The organism is Veillonella sp. CHU740 (genome assembly GCF_003992055.1).
Classification (GTDB): Bacteria; Bacillota; Negativicutes; order Veillonellales; family Veillonellaceae; genus F0422.
This window is the reverse complement of the sequence record NZ_RQVD01000034.1, coordinates 1-230: the sequence shown is the minus strand read 5'-3', so window position 1 is coordinate 230 and position 230 is coordinate 1. Positions and strand designations below refer to the sequence as shown.

Annotated in this window: 1 tRNA gene; it reads right to left on the bottom strand. The window is 47.0% G+C overall.

The features are described from left to right. Nucleotide 1 precedes the first annotated feature (1 nt). A tRNA-Ile gene (locus EO115_RS08335) sits at nucleotides 2-75 on the bottom strand. Nucleotides 76-230 lie beyond the last annotated feature (155 nt).

Below are 230 nucleotides of genomic sequence, written 5' to 3'. Positions count from 1 at the left end.
GTAGGCCTAAGTGGACTTGAACCACCGACCTCACGCTTATCAGGCGTGCGCTCTAACCAGCTGAGCTATAGGCCTACATATGAGAGATAATCTCTCAAAACTGAACAATTAAGGTTGGATACAGCTAGCGCATATGCTACGTCTATCCATTACACCAAAGTGTCGACCTAGTGTGACATCTAACATCTTGTGCTAGTGTATGTCTCCCTAGAAAGGAGGTGATCCAGCCG